At 63.7% G+C, this 17,550-nt stretch carries 6 protein-coding genes; 4 read left to right on the plus strand and 2 right to left on the minus strand.

Going from position 1 to position 17,550, the window contains the following annotated elements; genetic code table 11:
- Positions 1-2,849 (minus strand): UvrD-helicase domain-containing protein (locus ACR0P8_RS06500; RefSeq protein WP_432624324.1); only part of this gene is annotated, 2,849 nt, incomplete at its 3' end.
- A gap of 32 nt (positions 2,850-2,881) precedes the next feature.
- Positions 2,882-6,907, minus strand: a complete 4,026-nt coding sequence (locus ACR0P8_RS06505; RefSeq protein WP_432624319.1) for a PD-(D/E)XK nuclease family protein — start codon at positions 6,905-6,907, stop codon at positions 2,882-2,884.
- A 195-nt stretch (positions 6,908-7,102) separates the two neighbouring features.
- On the opposite strand from ACR0P8_RS06505, the gene ACR0P8_RS06510 reads away from it, so the two are divergent.
- The 4 genes from ACR0P8_RS06510 (at position 7,103) to ACR0P8_RS06525 (ending at position 17,387) form a co-directional block, all read left to right on the plus strand.
- Positions 7,103-8,524, plus strand: coding sequence for a serine/threonine-protein kinase (locus ACR0P8_RS06510; protein ID WP_432624320.1), 1,422 nt, complete (start codon positions 7,103-7,105; stop codon positions 8,522-8,524).
- Positions 8,525-8,583: 59 nt separating this feature from the next.
- A complete protein-coding gene (locus tag ACR0P8_RS06515; RefSeq protein WP_432624321.1) occupies positions 8,584-14,598 on the plus strand; it encodes an Ig-like domain-containing protein in 6,015 nt (2,004 codons plus the stop codon).
- 76 nt (positions 14,599-14,674) lie between these two features.
- Entirely contained in the window at positions 14,675-16,084 is a 1,410-nt protein-coding gene (locus tag ACR0P8_RS06520) for an AAA family ATPase (RefSeq protein ID WP_432624322.1), read from the plus strand.
- Positions 16,085-16,166: 82 nt separating this feature from the next.
- On the plus strand, positions 16,167-17,387 hold the full coding sequence (locus ACR0P8_RS06525; RefSeq protein WP_432624323.1) for a DUF58 domain-containing protein: 1,221 nt from the start codon (positions 16,167-16,169) through the stop codon (positions 17,385-17,387).
- Positions 17,388-17,550: the final 163 nt, after the last annotated feature.

Genomic DNA, 17,550 nt, shown 5'->3' on the forward strand with positions numbered 1-17,550 from the left:
GAAACGATGCCGTTCATCGAATCGCGCACTTCCTGCCAGAAGTTCGACGGCTCGCTCTTCCTCTTCCCCTCCACCAGACGGGAATCGCGGCTCGTCTCGTTGCAGCCGCTGTAGGTGAGCAGCGCCTCGTAACGCGCGCGGGTCAACGCCACATAGGCCAGACGGCGTTCGTCGGCGTGCAATCGGCGCCCGTACTCCTCCCGCTGCGTCAGATACAGTTGCGACGGGTCCACCCCTTCCATGTCGTCGATGGGCATGGTCCGCAGAGTGCCGAACACCTCGTCGTCGATGAGTTCCGCATCGTCCAATCCGGCGAGCGCCTCCAGCGGGTCGCCGCCGACGGTCGCGTCGTGCGGGAAGCGTGGCAGGATGTCCGCGTCGGCACGCACCGGTACCGGGACCGCGGATGGGTCCTCCAGCCATGTGTGGGCTTTCTCATGGTATTCCGGCGGTTCCCACACGCCGTCCTTCATGCCGCCTGGATGGTCCTCGTCCATCGTCACGTTCAGACGGTCGCCTTGTTCGGAAGGGAAGACGCCGTCGCGCATGCCGACCACGGCCACGGCGTCCCATTCCAGTCCTTTTGATTGGTGCACGGTCATAAGTATCACGTCGACTGGGGTGTCGGGGGCGGTGGCGTTGTCGTCGGACGCGTCGCGCAGCGAATCCACCCATGACATGAACGCGCGGAGGCTTGGCGCGCCTTGGGCGGCGATTTCCTGCAGATACGTGTCCACCAGGGACAGCATCGCGTCGAGCGGGGATGTTGCGAGTGACGCATCCCGTCCGTTGACGGCGTCGTTTTCGTCGGCTTCGCCGTGCGGATGCCGCATCCGCTCCGCAAGCAGCAGGTCGATGTCTAGGTCGAGCGCGGTGATGGCCGCGCGCACCACTTCGGGCAGCGGATGGCCGACGGCGCGTTGCACCTGTCGGATGACGTCGGCGGCGCGGAGCACGCTGGCCGCGCCCGTTTCGCTCAGCGTGCCGTCGATCAGTTTCGGCAGGTCGCCGCGCAGCAGCACGTCGATCAGGAACACGGCGTTGGGAACTTGGTCTCGGTAGGCGCGCACGGTGGCGCGAATGTCCGCATCGGACGGTTCCGCCTTCTCCTCCACGATGCCGGCCGCGACGAGTGCGCGGTAGCGCTGCGTGGTGTTGAGTCGTTCCGCGATGCCGGCGAGCGCCTGCAGGTCGTCAGCTCCGAGAGCGAACCGTGGCGTGGCAAGCAGCCGCATGAGCGCGCCGCTGTCGGTGTGGTCGCACACCACGTGCAGCAGTGCGATGATGTCTTTGATTTCCGGCCGTTCCAGCAGTGCCGCCTGTCCGACGACGAGTGTGGTGAGTCCGGCCTGTTCGAGCGCGTCCTCGTAGGCGGGCATCTGCGCTTTGGATCTGAACAGGATCACCACGTGCGGGCGATTGTCCTTCCTGCCACCGGCTGTGTCGTCCGCGCTTGGGGTGTGCAGGGCGATCGCGTGTTTGGCGAAGCGCACTATGGCGTCGATTTCCTGGCCGAGTGTGGCGTATCCGAGCGCGCCGAGCGTTCCTTCGGGGGCGGTGTCGGTGTTGGCGAGCGCGGGGACGTCCACTTCGCGCATGAGCGAGCTGCCGGCGCGTTTCGCGGGCAGTCGCAGTGGTTTGGTCAGGTTGTTGGCCGCTTCGAGCACCATGCGCGAGTTGCGTCGGGTGACGGTGAGCGCGTATGGTCTGTCGGCTGCGTCGTGGCCGAGGTCGTGTTGCAGCATGCGGAACGCGCCCGGACTGGCGCCTCGCCATGCGTAGATCGATTGGAATGGGTCGCCGACGGCGTTGATGGCGCTGCGGCGCGCGTCGTCCACGTGGAACAGGGCGGTCAGCAGGGCGGCCTGTGTGGTGGAGGTGTCCTGGTATTCGTCGAGCAGCACGTGCGTGTAGCGTTTGCGGTAGGTGGCGCCGATGGAGGGGAATCGGGTGACGAGTTGGAATGCAGCGATGGTGAAATCGCTGAATTCCGCCATGTTGAGCGCGTGTTTTTCGGCGTTGTAGTCGGCCACGAGGTCGAGCAGGAGGTCGCGTTCGCGTGCCACGTCGGCCAATCGGGAGGCGTTGTGGACGCATAGTTGGTGGCATTGGGCGCGATACGCGCGTTTGCGTTCCTCGAAATCGGCGTCGGATTCCTTCTTCCGCTGTTTCGGCGCTTTGCCGGGTTTCGGTGCGTCGGTGGGCACGTCCTCGTCTTCCAGCGCTTTGGCGACCTGCGCCACGAACGCCTCGTCCCATTCGCGCACACGTGCCACGGCCTCGTCGAAGCTGGAGCAGTCGCCGCCGATCATGGCGCCGGAGATGGCGTTGGACAGGGCGTACACGTTCCTTGCGATGGTGCTGAACGAGCCCAATCCGTCGCCGTCGTCGTTGAAGGACGCGATCTGGTCCATGTGCTTGTCGAGCACGGTGTGGATGAGCTGCATCGCGCCCGCCTCGCTCAATGGCTGGGTGTTCTGGTCGAAGCCGACGAGCAGTCCGTATTGGCGCACGATGGATTGGAAGAACGCGTCGTATGTGGAGACTTCCGGCTTGAGGAAGGCCGCGCGCGCGACGCTATGGCCGTCGCGCCCGCCTTGTTCCGTCTGGTTGCGCGCCACGGCCGCGGAGACTCGCGACAGCAGTTCCGAGGCGGCTTTGCGAGTGAAGGTCAGTCCCAGGATTTTTTCCGGGCTGACGCCCTGTCCAATGAGGGTGATGATGCGCCGGGTCATGGTGTAGGTTTTGCCGGAGCCGGCGCCCGCCACGACGACGACGTCCTCGTAGGATGGGGCTTGGATGACGGCGGCCTGTTCCGGACTGTCGGTGATTTTCGGTTTGGCCGCCATCGCAGCGCTTTTGTTCGTCCGCATGTTCCCGCTCATGCCACGGTCCTTTCGAATATGGTGTTCTGTTCTCCCTGGCAGGCCGGGCAGACGTCCTTGCATCGGCAGTATCCGACGTGTTCCGGGGTGGGTCGCGCGGTGATGCGGGTCGCGCGGCTGGCCGCGGCCGCGTAGAAGACGCGGGCGATCATGGACAGCGACCACACCGCCATGGTCGGACGCAGGTCGAGCAGCTGCTTCCAATGCTCCTCGCTCACCTGTTCCGGCCGTTCGGCTTCGTCAAGGGCCGATATGAAGACCTTGTCGAGGGTTTTCGCGTATTTGCGGGGTACGTAGTCGCCGGCGTTGATGCTTCCGTCGGAGAACAGCGCCTGCTGGTGATATGTCTCGTCGTAGTCGCCGTATGGCGCCGGCGATGTGTGGCCCATGACGTGGAACAGCGCGCTTTGCGTGATGTCGGGCATGGCCGCGACCGCCTGTGCGCCGCGTTCGCCGCCGTTTTCCGGGAAGGCGAGGCCAAGCTGGTAGCAGACGAGCTGCAGGTCGCTGAAGATGTTGCGCCCGTTCGGCGTCTGCCCGGTTTTGTAGTCGATCAGACGCACCTGCTCCTTGCCGTCGGCGGTGCGGCGGTGTTCGAGTCGGTCGATGCGTCCGGACAGGCGCACGGTGAGCCGTTCGCTCATGCCGGTTTCCGGCCATCCGCCGACGAGCGTTCCCATGATGGCGATGAGTTCGCCGCGGCTGATCGGGCTGATGCCGTCGATGGCGTTGTACGCGGCGAGGACGTCGTCGAATCCGAACCGTGCGGCGAACTGCTTTTCCGCTTCGGCGCGTTCCAATGTGCCGACGGTGATGGTCTCGTTGTTTTTGACCGGGTATTCCATGTGGTTTGACCTGACGAAGTATGTGGCGATGTTGCGTAGCGCGTCGGCTGCCTTCGCGTCCTTGCCGAGCGCCTTGTACCGTTCCTCGGGGTCGGCGATAGCGTCGGGGTCGGCGCGCATGCCCTCGTATTGCCGGAGCATCCATTGGGTGATGCTTTCGATGTTGTCCTCGTCGCTCGTTCCGGTGTGGTTCGATGGCAGGTCGAGTCCGGCTTCGGTGGCTTTCTGGGCGACCGCATGGATGATCGAGCCGAATCCGGTGGCCGCGCTGCCCATGCGGGGGCCTGCGAAGCGGTTCTCCAGCATCCAGCACACCGGGCAGGCCCACAGGCTGTCCACCGCGGACGGCGAGAGGGTAACCACATCGGACGGCCGGTTTTCCGTGGAGGTTTCTTCCGGCCGCTCCGATCGCACGGTCATGCCGGAAACGAACTGCCAGCGGTCGGGGTCGGCCGCGGCCACACCGTGTGAAGCCAGCAATGCCAAGGCTTCAGCCGCGTCACGAGCCTGGTCCGAACCGGCCGGTGCGGATGCCAGTGCGCCGCGTGCGGCGGCGACCAGGCCACGCGGGTCCGTCTCGAGTCCCGCGTAATCGCCGGCTCCGCCGACCATCGCGTACACGCGCTTCTCCGGATCAGCATCACGGTCGCGGTCGAACCATTCCGGCAGATAGCCGTACAGGAAGTCGGACGGCACATGGTCGTCGTTCAGGACGGCGCTCACCTGCACACGCTCGTCGGCGCGGGTCAGCGCCACGAGGAAGCTCTTCTGTTCCGAGGCGAGCACCGACGCGAACTGCGCGTCCTCACGGCCGGACGATGTGACGATGTCTTCGGAAAGTCCGCCGTGCAGCATGACGTCGGCAAGCTCCTCACCGCCGAACAGGGTGTTGCGTGGGGTGAGGTTTGGCCATTGGCCCTGCTGCACGGCCGGCATGAACACCAGTTTCCAATGCCGTCCGGCCGCGCCCGCCGGCGTGGTCAATGTCACGGCCTGGTCGATCGGCGCGGTGTGGGCGAGGGAATCGGCTTCGATGGTGAGCGAACGGACCTGTTCGATGAACGCGCCGATGGTGCGCGCGGCCATCATGCCGTCGGACTCGCCGCCGGACGCGTAGCTGAACAGGCGCATCGCCGCGTCGAGCCGGTCATTGGCGGCGCGGCCTTCCGCGTTGTTGCGCAGCGCCATCCTCTGCCACGTCGTGGCTTTGCCGAACGCCCGCCAGACGCAATCGAGCATGTACTGCGGTTCGCGGGACGTCAGACGCGCCTGCGACGTCATGGTGTCGTCCAGTACCTTCCACAGATGCGCGAAGGCGACGGACTGCGGGTCCTTCTTTCCCAATACCGAGGCGATCGCGTCGAGCACGAGGGCCGTGTTCCCTTCCAGCAGCAGGATGTAGAGCGCGTCCACGCCGAAGGGAGGTTCGGCCGTGTCGTCGCCCTTCCCATCACCCGCGCCATCGCCCGCGATCAGACTGTCGTTGGTCATGACCGACGACATGGTCGGTTCGGCGTTCCGAGCCGATTCGCGCGCCGTGCGGAAGCCGGCGACGTAATCGCTCCAATCGGAGATCAGCCGTGGAAGCAGCGCCTTGTCGGACGTCACGGATGATACGGACGCTACGGCATCGGCCTCTGAACCGTCGTCTGAAGCGTCGGAGCCGCCATCCAGCACGGCAGCCAACGATCCGAGCGCGTTCATGGCCGACTCCACGACGGACAGACGTGCCGGACGTTCTCCGGCGGTGGTGATCAGCGGCGAATCCATGATCAGCCGCACGCGGGAGCGGATGTACGCGCCGGCCTCACGCATGCCCATGGACGAAGCGGCGACGCCCCGCCGTTTCAATTCGGCCAGTTCGATCATGGCGAACAGTCCCTGTACGAACGGCTCGTCCTTGAGCGGCCGCGTCACACTCGAATAGCGCACCGGCACGCCGTCGGAACGCAGTCGTTCGCCGAATGCGCGCACGGTGGCGTTGTCGTGGGCGATGACGGCCATGTCGTTCCAGTCGCGGCCATGTTCGAGATGTTCGGTTTTGATCCGCCATGTCACGTCGTTGAGCTCTTCGACCGTGGAACGGTACATCGCGGCGTTCAGGCTTCCGTCGCGTTCCTTGGGTGGTTCGATCGGAGGCATTTTGCCGGGACGTTTCGGCAGCGCGTCGTCCGTTTCCTCCGTGCTGGCGATGGTGAGGCTCACACGGCTCGCCACCACGCCGAGATCGGTGCCGTCGACGGCATGGTCCGGTTCGAGGCGCACCAGACGCGCCCCCAATCGGGTTCGGACCGCGTTGAACAGGTATTCCGGGTATGATCCGCGGAACGTCTGCACCGCCTCGTCGGGATTGCCGACGAGCAGCAGGCGCACGCCACGGCCATGCAGCGCCGACAGGAAATCGAAGCCCGCGAGCGTGGCGTCCTGGAAATCATCGACGATGACGAGCTTTGGCAGGTCTTCCTCCTCCGCCTCGCTCACGGCCGCGGCCGCATCGATCATGAGTCGTGAAGCGTCGAGACGGAACTGGTCCGGATAGGCGTCCCTGACGGCCTGGTCGTATTCGCCGCGCAGCGCGAAGGCGAGCCGCCATTGCACGCGCAGCCGTTCCCGATGCGCGTCGGCCGCTTCTCCCCTGCTGGCGGCACGGGCTATCAGCTCGTCCTCGAGTTCCGGTTTCGCGCCGATCTCGTTCATACGGGCGAGCATGTCTCTGAACTGGTTCGCGAAGGCGTCGGTGGAATCGTCGGCGATCATGCCGGACCAGTCGGCCACCGCGAAGTAGGTGCGCAGCAGCGCGCAGGTGTCGCACTCGTCGCCGCGCTCCACGTGCCCGGTATGCGCAGCGAGCACACGGCGGATGATCACATCCTGCTCGGCGCCGTTGAGCAGTTTCGGCAACGGCTGGCCCGCACGCGAGCACACGGCGGTTATCATGCGGAACGCGGCGGCCGGCAATGTGGTGACCGGACGGGCCTGCGACACCGCGGACAGCTCACGGATCACGGCGTCGCCCAGCACGTCGGCCACCTGCCTGCCGGACACCGTCATCACGGCCCGTTCTCCGCCGTATCTGCGCATCGCGGCGATCAGCGTGTCGAGCGCGTATCGGGTCTTGCCGCTACGGGGTGCCCCCACAACCAGTGTCGCATCGTCGAGATCATCCAAATCCATCATGACTCCCATCCTAACCTGTCGCCGTCTTGCCGGAATCCTCCGACATCGCGGCCGGAATCGTGCCGCACGTCGTCATCTTCTTTGCGGGGACTGTGGGTATGCGTCTCCATATATCATGGGTGGAAGAGTATCGCAGGGCCGATTCGTTTTGCCACGTGCCGTCAAAGACGAATGGAATCCACAGAAGGAAGAAGCATGGAAGCCTCGAGGAGCGTTCCCCCTCAAATTCCCGGTTACACGCTCGTCAGGCGTTTGGGATCCGGCTCCGAAGCCGACGTGTACCTGTACCAGCAGCTTTCGCCGTCCCGCCAGGTGGCCATCAAAATCAGCAAGGGCCGGCTCGATTCGCAGTCCGTCACACGTTTTCGCTCGGAAGCGGATCTCATGGGGCAGATCTCCTCGCATCCCAACATTCTCACCGTCTATGCGAACGGCGTGACCGCCACGGGCAGTGGCTACACCGTGTTCGAATACGCGCCGGGCGGCAATTACAAATCATTCCTCGAACACGACAGGCTCACCGTGGACCAGATGCTCGACTTGGGCATCAGGCTGGCCAGCGCGCTGTTCACCGCGCACCGCCGAGGCATCATCCATCGTGACATCAAGCCCAGCAACATTCTCATCAGCGCGCAGGGCATGCCGTTGCTCTCCGATTTCGGCATCGCCGTATCCGTCTATGGGCGTCCCGGCATAGGCTTCACCATCGCTTGGGCCGCGCCGGAAGTGCTCGCCCAGGGTGGCGGAGGCAAGGAGGCATCCGACATCTATTCGCTGGGCGCCACGCTGTTCGCCACGCTGACGGGCCGGTCGCCCTACGAGTATTTCTATGCCGACCTGCTTGGGGATTCCAAAGGCAAGGAGCGCGCGGAACGGCTCAAAACCATCATTCTCAACGATCCGCTGCCGAAGTTCAACCGGCCGGACATTCCGCCGCAGGTGGAGAGGGCGCTCCGCAAGGCCTTGGACAAGACGCCGGAGAATCGTTTCTACTCCGCGCTGGAATTCGCGCGGACCTTGCAGAACGTGCAATACGAGCTGTACGGCCACATGACGCAGACCATCATCGAAGGAGTGCCGAATTATCCGCGGCACCCGCATCGCCGGCGTGATTCCGGCAATGCCATACCGCAGACGACGCGACGCCCGTCATGGGTGAGGCCCGTCGCGATCGGCCTGTCCGTGGCGGCGGCCCTCGTCGCGCTGATTCTGTCGTTCGCCTTCGTGGTCGCGCCGAACATGGACACGGCCTCCGACGGCAGCACCACGCAGGTGCGGAACCGAGGCGTCGGCGACCCCGCCGGGGATGATCCCGATTCCGCCATCACCGAGGGCGGCGTGCCCAGCGTGCGGGATCTTACGGGAACCTACATTCCCGACGGAGGCAAGGTGAGCTTCACGTGGGTCAACCCCTCACCGGAACAAGGCGATTCGTACGTATGGTCGCCGGTCGGCGATTCGGACAGCGACCCGAATTCGCAAGGCACCGTCACAAAATCGACGCATATCGAGATCGACCCTTCCGATGGGGCGCAGACCTGCATTCAGGTCAGTCTGGTGCGGGCGAACCGGCAGATGTCCGAAAAACCCGAGATATCCTGCGTAGCCAACCAGTGAATCGCATGGCGGCCGAACATCCAAGCGGAACGCGAGCATAGCCGAGGAAGAGCCAGCATATGAGCAAGCATGGGAACGTCGAGAACCAGTCGTCGCAGTCGTACGAACGACGGCTGCGATTCGGATCAATGCTGCGCAGACTGCGTCCGTCCGGCGGACGCCAGTGGATCACACCAATCGTCATGCTGCTTCTGCTGCTCGGCATCGTCGCAGGAGCCGTCATCGTCAGCTCGGTGATGCAACGGCACGTGCAGCTCGACGACGGCACAGTGTGGATCACCTCGCTCAAGGACCGCAAGGCCGCCCGCTTCAACGTGAAAAACAGGGACGTCAACGCCGGCGTCGCCTCCACCGCCGCACGGTTCGACGTGGCCCAGCATGACGGCGACACCGTGCTCTCCGAAGGCACGAAGGCCAGCAACATCGAAGCATCCACCGTCAGCGAGAGCGGCGGCACCACCATCAAATCCGATATCGAAACCGTCATCGGCGGTCACACCGCGGCATTCATCAATGCCAGGACCGGCAACGTGTGGGTGGGTCCGGCCGACGAGGTGAAATCGATGAATCCCACCACCGACACACCGAAGATGAAACTGGGGTCGGGCGGCAGAATCGCGGTGACACACGATGGTGCCGTGTACGGCTACCGTCCTTCCGATGGAACGGTGTTCAGCGTCGACGGGCCGCGTGGCACGCTCGGCAAGGAAGGCACGATCAAGGGCGTGGACAACGCCGAATCGTTCACTGTGATCGGCGGGACGCCGGTCGTGGCCAACGAGGGCAGGATCTTCTGGCCGGAAGGCAGCGCGGACATCGGTTTGCGGGGCAAGACGACATTGCAGGCGCCCTCCACGGACGGCAGGCAGGACGGTTGGGTGGCCGCTTCGACGCCGCGCGGCATCGCCATGGTCGATCTGCGCAGCAGGAAGGCCGCGACGCTTCACAATGGCGGCAAGGGCGAGACCACGCAGCCGGTGTCCACCAATGGCTGCGTGTTCGCGGCATGGGCCCAGAACGCCAACAACTACGTCAAGGTGTGCTCCGCTGGTGACGGTGGTGCGCGTTTCGAATCGCTCGAGGATGTCAACGCCACATCGCAGCTCGTGTTCCGCGCCAACCATCGTCTGGTGGTGCTCAACGACGTGGTCAACGGCAATGTGTGGAATCCCCAGGAATCCACCAAAGTCATCAAAATCCAATGGAACAAGATAGAGACCAAGCAGTCGAAACAGCAGGAGCAGAACAACGACAGCGCCAACAACCAGCGCAACTTCAGCAAGAATTGTTCCTCGCAATCGGGCCAGATCAAGGCCGAGGACGATTCGTTCGGCGCGCGCGTGGGATCGGAGCAGATCCTGGACGTGCTGCGCAACGACGAGCAGACCGACTGCTCCGTGCTGCGTATCACCTCGGTGGGCGCCCCGGACGGCGCCAACATCACCGTCTCCCCCATATACGACGGCAGGTATCTGCAGCTCGACGCGTCGGCGGCCACCGCCGGCAACGTCTCCTTCAGCTATGAGATCTCCGACGGTCGTGGACAGACGTCCAGCGCCACCGTGTCCCTCACGCTGGCCGACGACGATGACAAGGCACCGGCACAGACCGACACTCCTCCGGAAATCGATGTGGAGCAGGGAGCCACGTACACCACCAACGCCTTGGGCAGCTTCTCCGACCCTGATGGCGATCCGTTGACCCTGGTTTCGGCGACGCCGCAGAACACCGACCAGGTGACCGTGTCCACGCGGGCCGACGGCCAGCTGGTGTTCAACGCCGGCTCGATGTCTTCCGGCAGGGCGACCGTCGAAGTCCTGGTCTCAGACGGCCAGCAGACCTGCACCGGCATGCTGTATTTCTCGGTGAAGCCGGCGAACACAATGGCCGCGGTGATCGACCCAGTCGTCAAACAGACCACGCCCGACACCCACACCACCATCGATCTCAAGCCATACGTGCACGGCACTTCCGTCGAACCCGCCCAGCTGATTTCGGTGGAGAATCCTTCCGGCGCGTCCGTCACCATGAACGCCGCCGACATGTCGATCATGTTCAGCGCGTCGAATCCCGGCACCTACTACGTGCCCTACACCATCACGCAGGGATCCATCCCGACGACCGGTCTGGCGCGCGTGGAGGTGCAGGCGGTGGCCGGCGACGCGGCCAAGCCGGTCGCGGCGAACGACGTGGCGCTGCTCGGCGCGGACAACACCGCGATTGTGGAGCCGCTGACCAATGACGTCGATCCGATGGGAGGCGTGCTGTCGGTCACCAACGTCGCCGCGGACGCGCAAAACGGCATCAAAACCGGCATCGTCAGCAACAAGCGCGTCTACATCACGGCACGGCAGGTGCCGACCAAGCCGGTGCGAATCAGGTACACCGTGGCCAACGCGGCCGGATCGTCGACCGGCGTCATCGTATTGCAGCCGCCGGCGCTGACCACGTCGAATTCGGCGCCGAAAGCGGAGAACATCACCGCTTCGGTACGCACCGACGGCGTCGTCTCCGTGGACGTCATCGACCATGTCACCTACTCCGACGGCACAACGGTGAGCCTGCAGAACAATCTGCAGTATGACAGGAGCACGTTCAGGGGACTGGTGTTCGTGTCCGGCGACACGGTGCGCTATCAGGCCACCGACCGGACCGGCTCCTTCCCCGTCACCTACACGGTGAAGGACAATCTCGGCAACGCGGCCTCCGCCACCATCACCATCAACGTGCATCGTAAGGACCCGTCGAACAAGGCCGCGCCAACCCCTTCCGACGTCGAGGCGCAGGTCGCGGCCGGACGGAAGGTGCGGATTCCGATCACCCTCACCGGCATCGACCCGGATGGCGATGACGTGCAGCTGCTTGGCTTGGGCAACAAGGCGCCGAAGCTCGGACGCATCACCGAAGTGGGCGCCACCTATCTCGTCTATGAGGCATACGCCGATTCCTCCGGCACCGACGCCTTCTCCTACGCCGTGGAGGATTGGACGGGACAGCGCGCCACCGCGCAGATCCGCGTGGGCGTGTTCAAATCCGGCAACGATTCCGGCGTGTACGCGCGCGACGACGAGATCACGCTGCGTCCGAACATCGCGGCCACCGTGCCGGTGTCGCAGAACGACATCTCCGGCGACAACACGGATCTGACGGTGTCCAGGGACGTCCAATCGCAAGGCATCGACGACGTCGAGGTCGTCGATAACATGCTGTCGTTCACCACACCGAGGCAGGACGGCACATACTACGTGGTCTACACCGTCAAGGACAAGGCCGGACTGTCCGATTCGGCCACCTTGACGGTGAACGTCGACGCCGACGCGCCCATCGACCCGCCGACCGCCTACGATTACCGTGTCCCCGCATCCGCCACCATCGACAGGAAATCGGTGGACGTGGACGTCTCGCAATGGATAGCCAACCCTTCAGGCACCGCCGACGAGCTTGAGGTGGGCGTCGACCCTTCCGCGGCCGACCATGCTCGCGTCAAGGGCGGAAAAGGCTCCACCACCATCACCGTGGATCTGACCGACGAGGTGCGGGCCGTGCCGTACACCGTCACCAACACGACGTACGGCATCACCTCCACCGCGTTCATACAGGTGCCCGCGTATGGCGTGTTCCCGCCGACCTTGCGTCCGAAGGCGCCCGTGCTGAAGGTGAACGCGCGCGAATCCATCACCATCAACATCGCCGACTACGTGCGCGTGGGCGCGGGCAAGACCGCATACGTGGACGGAGCCGATTCGGTGAGCGCCACGAAAGCGGCCGACGGCGACCTGTACGTCAACGATCAGACGCTGAAATTCACCGCGCCGAAGGACTACGCGGGCCCAGCCTCCATCACCTTCACCGCGGTGGACGGCAAACGAGGCAAGGACGACAAGGTGAAAATCGTCAATTCGGCCGTGCTCACGCTCCCCATCACCGTGATCGGACGCGAGGTGCCGCCGCCGACGTTCTCCTCCTCCACCGTCGACGTGGTGGCCGGCGAAAAAGCCACCACCATCGATCTGACGGCATTGACCCATGCGCCGTCCGGACTATACGAGGATGAGAGGCAGTACGCATACTCCGGCGGCGCGGATTCCGACAGCGTGGACGCCAAAGTGAGCTCCGCGGGCAAGCTGACCGTATCCGCCGAGAAGACGGCCGCACCCGGGACCACGCTGAACGTGCCCATCGCCATCAAATATTCGAAGGGAACCGTGAACGCCGGCGTGACCGTGCACGTCACCGCGTCCAACAGGCCGCTGGCCCGAATCGGCGAGAAGACCGTGAAGATCAAGGCTGGTTCCGGAGGCGAGGTGGATCTGCTGTCCGACGCGTACAATCCGTTCCCCGAAACCCCGCTGACCGTGACCGGATGCACGTCCGACGGCGCCTCGAAGCTGGCGGTGGACTGCCAACCAAACGGCAGGATATCCATCAAGGCGGCCTCCGACATCGGCGCGAGCACCAACAAGGTGGTCGTCACCGTGCGCGACGCCACCAGGACGAAGGAACGCGAAGTGACCGGCACCATCAGTGTCTCGGTGATGGACAGGCCGGACGCGCCCCTGCTGTCCCCCGTGTCCGGAAGCCCACAGGATGGCGCGGTGGACCTGAGCTGGACCGCCGGCTCGACGAACGGCAGTCCGATCACCGAATACCAGGTGACGTGGAACGGCGACGGTTCCGGGGAGAAATCCTGCGGGCAGAAGACCTCCTGCCTCATCGACGGGTTGAAAAACGGCAAGACCTATTCGTTCAAGGTGAAGGCCAGGAACGAGGTCGGATGGTCCAAGGAATCCAACACCGTGGACGGAACGCCCGACAAGATTCCGACCGCGCCGACCAACGTGAAGGCCGAAGCGAACGGCAACACGATAACCGTCACCTGGAAGGCGCCGACCGGCGATTTCTCCGACATCGACAACTACGAAGTGACCTTGACCGGCAGGAACGCTCCCGCGAAGCAGCTGACGGACGCCACCCGAATCGACTTCGTCTTCGAGAACAACGCGATCACGGACGGCGATTCATACACGGCGACGGTGAAAGCGCACAACAAGGTGAGCTGGAGCCAGCCATCCGAAGCCTCCGTCCCGGCCAAACCGTGGGGCAGGCCCGACGCTCCGACGGTTTCGGCGCAGCAGCAGGGAACGGACATCATAGTGACCGGACAGCTCGCGGACGCGCGTAACTCCGGATATGGCACTATCACCTTGGGATTCGCGGGGAAGACCAAAGACCTCCCCTATGGGAGGAACGATATCTATACGTACAGCTTCGCCATGGAGGATGGCTGGTACTACCGCGAGTACAAGCCGACCATCACCGTGCGGACGGACAAGTCCGGGAGCCTGTCCGCGGAAGGGGCTTCGCTGAAACCCAGTGTCAGACCCGGCACTCCGACCGATGTCACGCTGCGTCTTGACAAGAGCCAGAACGGCTGCGAGGCTTCCTGGAAGGGCACTGGAAAATACAGCGGTTTCCTCGTCCAAGTGAACGGCGGTTCCGAACAGGACGTCGGCAGGGACAATCACTTCTCATACGGCATCAGTCCCTGGCAAAGCTGCGGAAAGATTCAAGTCCGCCAATATTTCCAAGACCACGATCATGTCGGTGAACCCGCGACCGGATCCGATGGCACCGTAGGCAACAAAAAGGCGGCCGAAATCACATCCATGCCGAATCTCTGGTGGGACGACAATGAAAAGAACACCCTGCATTACAGCGGGCTTGCGGTCAACGCGTACGGACAACCATACAAGGCGACGCTCACCATCACACCCAAAGACAAAAAAGGACGTTCCTATGAGATCGACTCCCCGCCGAACGTCATCCATGTCGACGACAAGCTGGATGTCGCCGATTCCTATTCATGGAAAATCAGCATCACATCCACGGCGGGGGAACCGAAACTGAATTCCGACTCCGATGAGCGGCAGGGCATCAACGGAACCAGAAAAACCGACCCTCCGCCATCAACGGGCGAGAACAACGCCGGAACGCAATCCCTGAACACACAGGCGGCATGGCGCGGCTCCGAACCCGTATGGTCCAAGGGCCTCGCGTACTACGCGGGACGCTGAGGCCAGCAATCGCAACAATCCGCAAATCACAGCAACCAAGCATTCACATACGCAGCACAACAACAAGGAGCACCCCATGAGCGACGAATTCGACGACACCACCCAGCTGGGTTCCATCGGGCACAATCCGCGAGTCCCCTCCCAACCCTCCATGCCGACGCGGCAACCGCAACAACGAACGACGTTCCCCACCCCCAGCCTGCCACGCATTCCACAGGATGACGAAGACCCGGAAAGCACCATACTGAGCGCGCACAACGCCCAAAACCCGATCGCCGCAGAACCTGTGACGCCATCTGCGAACGATGCGCGCCGGCAGTTCACGCCGGCCGTGCCATCCAGGCAAGCCACGCGACAGACCCCTATTTCTTCCATCTCCCCGACCTCCCCGGTCTTTCCCGCCGATCAGACGGTTCCGACGCGGCCGACGATTCCGGCCACTCCACGCCAGCAGCCACCACGCCAAACCGGAAACTCACCGCTCAGAGGAAAACCATCCATCAGCACGGCCATGATGCCCACACCAAACGAGGACATCGCCGAATTCCATGAGAAGTTCTCCAGACTCGTCGACAACGTCTCCAAGGTCGTGGTCGGCAAGGAGAAGCCGATCCGCCAATGCGCCACCGCCATGGTGGTCGGAGGCCACATCCTGCTCGAAGACAACCCGGGAACCGGCAAAACCCAGCTGGCCCGAGGCCTCGCCAACTCCATCGCCATACCCTTCAAACGCATCCAATTCACCCCGGACCTGCTCCCGTCCGACGTGGTCGGCGTCACCTTCTACGACCAGAAGACAGGCGAATTCGAATACCGCGAAGGACCGATCTTCGCGTCCATCGTGCTCGCCGACGAAATCAACCGCGCCTCGCCGAAAACCCAGTCCGCACTGCTCGAAGTCATGGAGGAGCAGAAAGTCACCGTCGACGGCGTCACCCATGAAACACCCCAGCCGTTCATGGTCATCGCCACCCAGAACCCGATCGAGCAACTCGGCACCTACAAGCTTCCGGAAGCGCAGATGGACCGTTTCCTCATCAAAACCACCATCGGATACCCAGACCATGACGCGAGCGTCGACATCCTGAAACAGGTCAACGTCACCGACCGCGCCTCCACCGTGTCCCCGGTGCTCAGCGGCGACGACGTACTGCGCATGCGCGAGATCAGCAAAAACGTGCATCTCGACGACACCATCCTCGAATACATCGTGCGATTGGTGGAAAGCACCCGGCACAACGAACGCATCCAAGTCGGATCCTCCATGCGAGGCGCGCTCGCGCTGACCCGCTGCGCACGCGTATGGGCCGCCTCCGACAACCGCGGCTACGTGGTGCCGGACGACGTCAAAGACCTCGCCGTGCCCGTCCTGGCACACCGCATCACCCTCACCGCCGAAGCCACCTTCGCGGGAACGACACCCGAGCAGATGATCGAGCAGACCCTTGAGGAAGTCCCCATCCCGACGCTGGGCGCAAACATCTGAATCCAGCCATCCTATGGCCGAAACCGGCCATTCCTCAGCCGAAACCCGGCATACGCTCCCACACAACCTGAAAGGTCAAGGAATGCGGCAATCGCAGACAATGCAACGCAGACGAACCCTCAAACGGTCGCTGCACCGCATCATGCATCGCATCAAACGGCTGGCCACCTCATACGTCTCCCCGCTCGGATGGGCCGTGATGGCGCTCGCCATCGCCGCGCTCGTGGCATTCGGCCTTCTCGGATGGCACGAACTGCTGGCCATGGCCGCGGTGTTCACCACCATGCTGGCCGCCGCGGTCATCCTCTCGCTCGGCAACACATCGTTCAAGGCGACCATCGACGTGTCCGAAAAACGAGTCACCGTATCGGACACCGTGCGGGTCGAAGTCCACGTGGACAATCCGGGACGCACCCCCACAGCCTCGGCGCGCGGCGACCTGCCCATCGGAGACGACCACGAACGGTTCGCCATCCCACCACTTTCCGCCGGCCAATCACGTCAGACGAACGTGGAATTCACCGCCATCTCCCGCGCCGTACTGCCCATCGGTCCCCTGTCGATCCGCAAAGGCGACCCGTTCGGACTGATCCGTCACGAAAAGAAACTCGTCGACCAGATCAACGTGTTCATCCATCCGCAGACCATCATGCTCAACACCCTAAACGCCGGCATCCCACGCGACCTGGAAGGACAGCCGAGCGGCGAAATCGTGGACGACGACCTCGACTTCTACGGACTGCGCGAATACGAACCCGGCGACGACGTGCGCAACGTGCACTGGCTCAGCTCCGCGAAAACCGGCTCGCTGATGATCCGCCAATACGAAGCCACACGCCGCACCGACACCGCCCTGACCATCAGCGTCAATCCGGACGATTACACGGACGCCCGGGAATTCGAACTGGCCGTGTCCATCCACGCCTCCATCGGCGTGCGATGCCTGCAACAGCACCGTCCCGTAAGCACACAGGCCGGAACCGAGCATGCCAAGCCGCGCAACACCACGGAATTCCTCGACGGATGCAGCGCCATCGAACCGAACCCCGACGACAATCCCAACCTCGCCCAGGAAACGCTTGCGAACGCCCCGGACTCGACCTTCTACTTCTTCACCGTCGGCCGGAACAAGGACATCGACTCCATCAAACGCATGGCGCTCGCACTGCCCCGTTCCGCGACCTGCGTGGTGCTGCAGGCCGCGACCGACCAGCCCCGCGCCATCAAACGCTATTCCGACTTCACCCTGGCAACCGTGGGAGACCTCAACGACCTCCCCCTGATCATGGAGGTGCTGGCATGAGCACCACCAATCCAACGAAAAACGTCAATCCGATGGAATCCGCATACGCCACGAACCTCACCGAAACCGGAACCACCACCGGATCGTGGGCCGATTCCACGCATTCGGTCATCTGGATGTCCCGCAACGGCAAATCACAGACACCGACGAATTCCAACCACCC

The organism is Bifidobacterium sp., from assembly GCF_050874245.1.
Classification (GTDB): Bacteria; Actinomycetota; Actinomycetes; order Actinomycetales; family Bifidobacteriaceae; genus Bifidobacterium.